The sequence below is a fragment of the Pseudomonas sp. Q11 genome, from assembly GCF_024494355.1.
Classification (GTDB): Bacteria; Pseudomonadota; Gammaproteobacteria; order Pseudomonadales; family Pseudomonadaceae; genus Aquipseudomonas; species Aquipseudomonas hefeiensis.
Genome location: NZ_JAKNQY010000003.1, coordinates 1 through 7,565 on the forward strand (window position 1 = coordinate 1; position 7,565 = coordinate 7,565).

Here is a 7,565-nt window from a genome sequence, read left to right on the forward strand (position 1 = left end):
CGATAACGGTCTGGCGGAAAAGCTGATGCTGAATGGGCCGACGCCTTCGCGAGCAAGCCCGCTCCCGCAGGGGAATTGCGGCGGGCACAAAATTTGTGAACACCCCCAGGGAGTGGGCTTGCTCGCGAAAGCGGTCTGGCAGCCACAATGATGTTGTGCCAGGCGCCTGATCCGCCGGGGCACGGTATGATGGCGGCCCGGTTTGCGGCGGCAACACGCCTGTCGATCAACCCCATCCATTTCGAGGAACAGAGATGACCCCCTGGCTGACCGTAGTGGGCATCGGTGAAGACGGCTTCAAGGGCCTGGGCCGAACGGCCCGCCATGCCTTGCTGCGGGCATCGCGGATTCTGGGCAGCGCCCGTCAGTTAGAGCTACTGCCGCTGTGTATCCGCGGCGAGCGGGAACTGTGGCCGAGCCCGTTTTCCCTGGAGCCGCTGCTCGCTCGGCAGGGTGAACCGGTGTGTGTACTGGCCAGCGGCGATCCGATGTTCTACGGCGTGGGCGCCAGCCTGGCGAAACAGGTGCCGAGTGATCAGATGCTGATCATCCCGGCGCCCTCCTCCTGTTCGCTGGCCGCGGCGCGCATGGGGTGGCCGTTACAGGATGTGGTCACGCTGTCGCTGGTGGCGCGTCCCCTGGCGGCGCTCAATGGTTATTTATCCACAGGCGTCAGGCTGTTACTGCTGAGCAATGACCGCCACAGCCCTGCCGCCGTGGCGGCGTTGCTGCGCGAGCGGGGATTTGGCCCAAGCACCATGACGGTGCTGGAGCATTTGGGCGGTACGGCGGAACAACGAATCGACGGTTGCGCCACACAATGGTCCGACGACACCGTCGCCGACCTGAACCTGATCGCCGTCGAATGCCGGGCCGAACCCTCGACACAGCGCCTGTCCCGCCTGGCCGGTTTGCCGGACACCGCGTTCGAGCATGACGGCCAGTTGACCAAACGCGACGTGCGCGCCATCACCCTCGCCCGCCTCGCCCCCACACCCGGCGAGCTGCTCTGGGACGTCGGCGCCGGCAGCGGCTCCATCGGCATCGAATGGATGCGCACCCACCCCAGTTGCCGGGCCCTGGCCATCGAAGCCGACGAAAGCCGGCAAGGCTTGATCGAACGCAACCGCGACACCCTCGGCGTGCCCGGCCTGCAACTGATTCGCGGCAGCGCCCCACAGGCGCTGGAGAACCTTGAGCGGCCCGATGCGGTGTTCATCGGCGGCGGCGTCACCCGCGAAGGCGTGCTCGACGCCTGCTGGGCCCAACTCAAGCCCGGCGGTCGATTAGTCGCCAACGCCGTGACCCTGCAAAGCGAAATGACCCTGATGCACTGGCGCGAACGTCACGGCGGTGAACTGACCCGCATCCACATCGCCCAGGCCCAGCCGTTGGGCGAGTTCGACACCTGGCGCCAGGCCCTGCCGATTACCTTGCTGGACCTGACGAAACCTCTTGATGCGTGACGAAACCGCCGAACAACCCGCCCCCTTGCGCAGCGGCTTGACCACCGGCAGTTGCGCCACGGCCACCAGCCTGGCGGCGGCCCGCTTGCTGCTGCGCGGCACCGAAGCCGACGCCGTGGAAATCGTACTGCCCAAGGGCAAGCAGGTGCAGATGCGCCTGGAGTTCTGCCGGCTGACCGACCAAGGCGCCGAGGCCGGGACGATCAAGGACGCCGGCGATGACCCGGACGTGACCCACGGTGCCCTGTTGTTTTCCCAGGTGTGCTTGATCGCCGAACCCGGCGTGCGTTTCGTCGCCGGTCGCGGCGTGGGCACGGTGACGCGACCAGGATTGGTGCTGGGCGTTGGTGAGCCAGCGATCAACCCGGTGCCGCGCAAAATGATCAACGATCACCTGGGCCGCTTGGCCGAGGAAAGCGGTTACGCCGGTGGTTTCGAAGTCACGGTCAATGTCGAGGACGGCGAAGCCCTGGCGCTGAAAACCATGAACCCGCGACTGGGTATCCTCGGCGGCCTGTCGATCCTCGGCACCAGCGGCATCGTCCGGCCATTCTCCTGCGCGGCCTACATTGCCTCGATCCACCAGGGCATCGACGTGGCGAAGACCAACGGCTACCTGCACATCGCCGCCTGTACCGGCAATGCCAGCGAAGACACCATGCGCCGGGTCTACAACCTGCCGGAAATCGCCCTGATCGAAATGGGCGACTTCGTCGGCGCCGTGCTCAAGCATGTGCGCAAGGTCCCGGTGGAAAAACTCAGCCTCTGCGGCGGCTTTGGCAAGATCAGCAAACTCGCCGCCGGCCACATGGACCTGCACAGCCGCCACTCGAGCATCGACCTGCCACAACTGGCCGAATGGGCGGCTGCCATCGGTGCCGATGAGGCATTGCAGCAGACCATCCGAGCAGCCAACACCAGCCAACAGGCCCTGGCGATGGCCAGCGCCGCCGGCATCGCCTTGGGCGATGCAGTGTGCGAGCACGCGCTGGCCTTCGCTCGCAGCGTGGTGCCGGCCCAGGTCCAGGTCGAAGTCTTCGCCATCGACCGCCAGGGCGGGATCGTCGGCCACGCCGGAGCTTTATCATGAAGGGCGTTGCCACGAAGAGCCTTGCCATGAAACGCATCCTGCTGCTGGGCGGCGTCACCGAAGCCCTGGCCATCGCCCGCACCCTCGGGCCCCAGCACATCTACAGCCTGGCCGGCATCGGTCGCATCCCCACCGACCTGACCTGCCAGGTGCGCATCGGCGGCTACGGCGGCGCTGAAGGGCTGGCGCACTTCATCCGCGCCGAGGGCATCGACCTGCTGCTGGACGCGACTCACCCCTACGCCGCACAAATCAGCCACAACGCCGCCCACGCAGCCCGCGCTTGCGGCATTCCCTGCTGGGCCCTGCGCCGTCCGGCATGGCAACCCCAGGCCGGGGATGACTGGCGCGAAGTGGCCGACTGGAGCGAACTGATCCAGGCCTTGAAACCCTTCCACCATCCCCTGTTCACCCTCGGGCGTGAGCCGCTGCACCACCTGCATGAAATCCCGCCAGAGCAATTCTGGACCTTGCGCGCCCTGGACGTTTACCCCGGTAACGAACGCTGCGAAGTGATTGGGGCCCGTGGACCGTTTCACATCGAGGGCGAACGTGAGCTGTTCGAACGGCGGCAGATCGATGTGCTGATCAGCAAGAACAGCGGCGGCACGGCCACCGAGCCGAAGCTGGAAGTGGCGCGGGAGCGGGGGGTGCCGGTGTTGGTGTTGAAGCGGCCGGTGTTGCCGGGGGTGGATCGGGAGTTTGGGACGGTGGATGAGGTGTTGCAGGGGCTACGGAAGCTGGCCTGAGCGTCTTTTTTGTTGCAACGCCGCAAACCTGCATCTTCCTACAACCTGTCCCGTCGGAACTACGCCAGCAGGCTACATTGCCCTGCGCCGCGGCCTACAACTACGCCAGAGCTCGCCGGCTTGTGCGCGCTGGACGTGGTCGACCCGAGATAAGCGACAGGGCCTTGGGTTTGATCAAAAACGATTGGTCAAACCCCAATCCTGTGGCGAGGGGATTTATCCCCGCTGGGCTGCGAAGCCGTCCCAAAACCTGACCTCGTAGTTTGTCTGACGAACTACATTCACTGCTCTTGGGGCTGCTGTGCAGCCCGACGGGGATAAATCCCCTCGCCACAAAGAGTGCGCCCCCCAGGATTTTTCAAAAGTAATGCTATTTGCCATAAAAGCACTCCCCTGAAGATATGTTGCTACTGTTAATCCAAGCCCTGCGACCCTACACCGCACGCGCTCTTTTTACTTATCACCCCCGATCAGGCTAAATACCGCCACCTGATTGCCCATCGAGCGGATTGCCCCATGTCCCGACAACGGCTTGCATTTGCCTGGATCGCCTGCTTCGCAGTGCTGTTCAACATGCTTGCCATGTCGCTTTCCGGCAGCGGAGGCGCGATGGCACAGGCCCAGTCGCCAGCCGAGCAATTGCTGTGGGGCAGTTTCTGCTCCTCCAGCGGCACGAAACTGGTGGCGATTTCCCTGGGCAAGTTCGAGCAGAGCACGCCGCAGAACGACGATCACTCGACGATGCAGCATTGCTGGTGCTGCTCAGGTTCGCCGCCCTTGGTAGCGCTGGCCGGGCACGAGCCGCAGTTGTATCTGGATGCTCAGCCGGCCCATCGCGGCACTGCCCATCCACTGCTCGACAGCCCCACACCGCGCCAGCAATGGCCGAGCCTCAATCCCCGCGCCTCACCTCTGGCCTGATTCTTCCCGCATAACCCTGCGTCCTGAATCGTTCCGGAGAATTCCCCATGCTGAACAGACTTATCCTGCTGGCCGCCCTGCTGCTTCCCGTCGGCTTCGCGCAAGCCCATCAATACAAGGTCGGCGAGCTTGAGATCGCTCACCCCTGGTCCCAGGAGCTGCCGCCTAACGCGCCGACCGTGGCCGCGTATTTCGTGATTCACAACAACGGCGACACCGCCGACCGACTGCTCGGTGTCGACACGCTGATTGCCGACAAAGCCGAACTCCATGAGCATGTACAGCAAGACGATCTGATGAAGATGCAGCAGGTTACTGCCGTGGATATCCCTGCCGGCGCGACCATCACCTTCGCGCCGATGGCGTATCACGTGATGCTGCTGGAGCTAAAGGATCGCAGCCTGCTCAGTGACGGCAAACGCTTCCCCCTGACGCTGCATTTCGAAAAAGCGGGGGATGTCACGGTCGATGTCGCGGTGCAGAAAAAAGCCCCCGACAATACCGAAACCCAAATGCACGCCCACTGATCACACCTGCCCATGGGTAGTCCCCGCGCCAGGCCCGCCACACCCCGTCGTCAGCCCATGCGACTGACACACGGCAGCTGGATCAGCCTGTTCGCCATGCTGATGATCTTTATCGGTCCACTGATTTCTCAGTCGATGCCGATGGATCAGCGCATGTCTTCGTCCATGACCATGAGCATGGAGATGGACATGTCGGCGGGTGCCCACGCCGGGCATGAGGCGCCAGTGGCCGAGCACTGTCCGCCCCAGAGCGAGCATCACGCCCTATGGGAAAAGTGCGGCTATTGCAGCCTGCTGTTCAACTGCCCAGCGCTGCCGGTCGGTCACACCTTCGCCGCCTTCGACACACCGCCAACCAACACCTACACCAGCCCTTCCCCACGCCTGGGCCATGCCCGAACGTCATTCTTCCCGGGTGCCCGCCCCCGCGCCCCGCCCCTCGCCGCGTAGACACCGACACTTACCTCACCCGGTCGCAAAAGACAGCCCCAGGTTGCCCGACCGTGTCGTTTACGTCTGTTCGATGGAATCATCATGTCCAGGTTTTCTGCCGGCATCGTATTGGGCACTGCCCAGGTTCGCTGCCCCCCGAACGAGCCACGGGTTCGTTTTCGCTACACGGCCACTGCGCTGTGCGGCCTGCTGCTCACGCCCTGTGCGCTGGCCGACGAGCATGCTCACCCTGAAGCTCAGATCGAAGAGCTGAGCCCGACGGTCATTACCGCCGTCGCTCCCAGCTCGCCCCTGACCGTCGTCACCCACCCCAAGGATCCGCGCCAACCGGTGCCGGCCAGCGACGGCGGCGATTATCTCAAGACCATTCCCGGCTTCGCCCTGGTGCGCAACGGCGGCACCAATGGCGACCCGGTCCTGCGAGGCATGTTCGGCTCGCGACTGAACATTCTCACCAACGGCAGCATGTTGCTGGGTGCCTGCCCGGGTCGGATGGACGCGCCGACGTCCTATATTTCGCCGGAAACCTACGACAAGCTCACCGTGATCAAGGGTCCGCAAACCGTGCTCTGGGGCCCTGGCGCATCGGCCGGGACCGTCCTGTTCGAGCGAGAGCCGGAGCAGTTCGGTGAACTGGGCACCCGGGTTAACGCCAGCGTACTGGCCGGTTCCAACGGGCGCTTCGACAAGGTCGTGGATGCGGCTGCCGGCGGGCCTTCGGGTTACGTGCGGGTGATCGGCAACACCGCTCATTCGGACGATTACCGTGACGGCAACAACGACACGGTGCCGTCGCGCTACGACAAGTGGAACGGCGACGTGACGCTGGGCTGGACGCCGGATGCCGATACCCTGCTGGAACTGACCGCTGGCAAGGGCGACGGTGAAGCGCGCTACGCCGGGCGTGGCATGGACGGTTCGCAGTTCAAGCGTGAAAGCCTGGGCTTGCGTTTCGAGCGTTCGAACCTTGGCGATGTGCTGGATACGCTCGAGGCGCAGGTCTACTACAACTACGCCGACCATGTGATGGACAACTACACACTGCGCACGCCGTCCGGCACCGGGATGATGGCTGGCCCCATGGCGTCCAACGTCGACCGCCGCACCCTCGGCGCACGCATCAAGGCCACCTGGCGCTGGGCCGATGTGCAGTTGATCAGTGGCCTGGACGCCCAGACCAACGAGCATCGTCAACGCAGCAGCATGGGCATCGACACCTACAAGGAACGGCCGCGCACCAAGGACGCCGACTTTCACAATTACGGTGTGTTCGGTGAATTGACCTGGTTCGCCGCCGACCGCGACAGGCTGGTCACCGGCGCCCGCCTCGACCGCGCCTCGGCCAAGGACTACCGCCAGAGCATCGGCTCCGGCATGTCCGCCCGACCCAATCCCACTGCCGACCAAACCCGCGCCGACACCCTGCCCAGTGGTTTCGTACGCTACGAACACGATCTGGCCGACAGCCCTGCCACGCTCTATGCGGGCTTGGGCCACACGCAACGTTTCCCGGACTACTGGGAGCTGTTTTCGGCAAACGCCGGCCCCGCCGGTTCGCTGAATGCTTTCGACTCGATCAAACCGGAGAAAACCACCCAACTCGACTTCGGCCTGCAGTACAAGACCGAAACCCTCGAAGCCTGGGCGTCGGGTTATGTCGGGCAGGTGCGCGACTACATCCTGTTCGACTACACGCCCGGCATGATGGGCACCACCTCCCGGGCCGAGAACATTGATGCACGGATCATGGGTGGTGAGCTGGGCGCGGCCTACAAGCTGACCGAGCGCTGGAAGGCCGATGCAACATTGGCCTATGCCTGGGGCAAGAACAGCAGCGATGGCAGCGCCCTGGCGCAGATGCCGCCGCTGGATGCCCGCCTGGGCCTGACCTACAGCGAAGACCGCTGGAGCGCTGGTGCCCTGTGGCGTGTGGTGGCCGGGCAAAACCGTGTCGACGAGAACAAAGGCAACGTGGTGGGCAAGGATTACGGCAAGAGCTCCGGGTTCGGGGTGTTCTCCCTCAACGGTGCCTACCGCATCAATAAGCACTGGAAGGTCAGCAGCGGCGTCGACAACCTGTTCGGCAAAGCCTACGCCGAACATCTGAACCTGGCCGGCAACGCCGGGTTCGGCTATCCGGCGAGTGACCCGCAAGCCATCAACGAACCGGGGCGTACGCTCTGGACCAAGGTGGATATGAGTTTCTAAAAACATCGCGGGCAAGCCTTGCTCCCACAGGTATTTCATTGCTGAGGAAACATGACTTGTCCCACAGGGAATCCATTGCTGAGGGAGCATGACTTCTCCCACAGGGAATCCATTGCTGAGGGAGCATGACTTGTCCCACAGGGAATCCATT

General features: G+C 63.9%; 7 protein-coding genes. All 7 read left to right on the forward strand.

The features are described 5' to 3' along the window. Positions 1–254 precede the first annotated feature (254 nt). The 7 genes from cbiE to MA884_RS04280 all read left to right on the forward strand — a co-directional run bounded on the left by cbiE (position 255) and on the right by MA884_RS04280 (position 7,414). On the forward strand, positions 255–1,466 hold the full coding sequence (cbiE, locus tag MA884_RS04250; RefSeq protein WP_256229197.1) for a precorrin-6y C5,15-methyltransferase (decarboxylating) subunit CbiE: 1,212 nt from the start codon (positions 255–257) through the stop codon (positions 1,464–1,466). Beyond that, positions 1,459–2,556: a cobalt-precorrin-5B (C(1))-methyltransferase gene (locus MA884_RS04255; RefSeq protein ID WP_256229198.1), complete on the forward strand. Its 1,098-nt coding sequence runs from the start codon at positions 1,459–1,461 to the stop codon at positions 2,554–2,556. The genes cbiE and MA884_RS04255 overlap by 8 nt, the downstream gene beginning before the upstream one ends. A gap of 26 nt (positions 2,557–2,582) precedes the next feature. Beyond that, positions 2,583–3,305 (forward strand): cobalt-precorrin-6A reductase, encoded by a 723-nt coding sequence (locus tag MA884_RS04260; protein WP_256229200.1) that lies wholly within the window; start codon positions 2,583–2,585, stop codon positions 3,303–3,305. Positions 3,306–3,821: 516 nt separating this feature from the next. Beyond that, entirely contained in the window at positions 3,822–4,226 is a 405-nt protein-coding gene (locus MA884_RS04265) for a DUF2946 domain-containing protein (protein ID WP_256229201.1), read from the forward strand. A 47-nt stretch (positions 4,227–4,273) separates the two neighbouring features. After that, positions 4,274–4,753, forward strand: coding sequence for a copper chaperone PCu(A)C (locus MA884_RS04270; RefSeq protein ID WP_256229202.1), 480 nt, complete (start codon positions 4,274–4,276; stop codon positions 4,751–4,753). Between the two features lie 57 nt (positions 4,754–4,810). Beyond that, the gene (locus MA884_RS04275; protein ID WP_256229204.1) at positions 4,811–5,203 is read left to right on the forward strand and encodes a DUF2946 domain-containing protein; all 393 of its coding nucleotides are present in this window, start codon (positions 4,811–4,813) and stop codon (positions 5,201–5,203) included. Positions 5,204–5,287: 84 nt separating this feature from the next. Continuing rightward, positions 5,288–7,414 carry a TonB-dependent copper receptor gene (locus MA884_RS04280; RefSeq protein WP_256229205.1) on the forward strand — a complete coding sequence of 709 codons (2,127 nt, stop codon included), beginning with the start codon at positions 5,288–5,290 and terminating at the stop codon, positions 7,412–7,414. Positions 7,415–7,565: the final 151 nt, after the last annotated feature.

Excerpts from the sequence above, each read along its gene's own strand:
- MA884_RS04280 (WP_256229205.1), top strand. The coding sequence starts at position 5,288 with ATGTCCAGGTTTTCTGCCGGCATCGTATTGGGCACTGCCCAGGTTCGC.
- cbiE (WP_256229197.1), top strand. The coding sequence starts at position 255 with ATGACCCCCTGGCTGACCGTAGTGGGCATCGGTGAAGACGGCTTCAAG.
- MA884_RS04255 (WP_256229198.1), top strand. The coding sequence starts at position 1,459 with ATGCGTGACGAAACCGCCGAACAACCCGCCCCCTTGCGCAGCGGCTTG.
- MA884_RS04275 (WP_256229204.1), top strand. The coding sequence starts at position 4,811 with ATGCGACTGACACACGGCAGCTGGATCAGCCTGTTCGCCATGCTGATG.
- MA884_RS04270 (WP_256229202.1), top strand. The coding sequence starts at position 4,274 with ATGCTGAACAGACTTATCCTGCTGGCCGCCCTGCTGCTTCCCGTCGGC.
- MA884_RS04260 (WP_256229200.1), top strand. The coding sequence starts at position 2,583 with ATGAAACGCATCCTGCTGCTGGGCGGCGTCACCGAAGCCCTGGCCATC.
- MA884_RS04265 (WP_256229201.1), top strand. The coding sequence starts at position 3,822 with ATGTCCCGACAACGGCTTGCATTTGCCTGGATCGCCTGCTTCGCAGTG.